The sequence below is a fragment of the Pseudoalteromonas sp. SCQQ13 genome (assembly GCF_015864415.1).
GTDB classification, from domain to species: domain Bacteria; phylum Pseudomonadota; class Gammaproteobacteria; order Enterobacterales; family Alteromonadaceae; genus Pseudoalteromonas; species Pseudoalteromonas nigrifaciens.
Genome location: NZ_JADYXG010000059.1, coordinates 1 through 625 on the forward strand (window position 1 = coordinate 1; position 625 = coordinate 625).

The following is a 625-nucleotide window of genomic DNA, read 5'->3' on the forward strand; positions in this document are numbered from 1 at the left end:
ACATCTTTAGGTTTCAGAGTGGCGGTTTTGTTAGGCTTGAAGGGCTTCTCAATCAGGTGGATGCCGGAGGTGATCAGATCATTGCAGGTGTCAATATGTATGATGACATATTCTGTTCAAATATGGATGCTAACAACAAATGGTTATCCAGTAACATTCCTTGGATTAATATTGGTGGAAAGCTGAAGTACTACAGCTGTGGTCCATACAGCTGTTGGGGAGTGAACCACAACGACCAAATCTTCATCATGAAGGATGTGTCGTCTAGTGTCTGTTCAGGGTCCGGCAGCTTTGTGAATATTCCTGGACTTCTGTCCATGATTGAAGTAGCAACTGATGGCAGTGTCTATGGTGTAAACTCTCAAGGGAGCTTATTCAAACGAACTGGTGTCACTCGCTGCACACCCGATGGCACAGACTGGATCCCAGTGGTTGCCTGTCCCAATGGTCACCAGCATGTGAGCTTTGACCTGGGAGTGCTGTGGGTCGTGTGTGTTGATGGCTCCATCCGTAAATGCAGTTAAGGCACTATGGTGGGCCAAGGTGGGCGGTCTCGAGATTCTGGCAGAGCGCATGCCTAAATGTACTGTATAATGTCACTGCAGCAACAGGAGGTCATTCATTG

1 protein-coding gene is annotated in these 625 nt (G+C 47.5%); it reads left to right on the top strand.

Annotation, left to right across the window (positions count from 1 at the left end):
• Positions 1-524 (top strand): tectonin domain-containing protein (locus I6F41_RS17970; RefSeq protein WP_197108917.1); only part of this gene is annotated, 524 nt, incomplete at its 5' end.
• Positions 525-625: the final 101 nt, after the last annotated feature.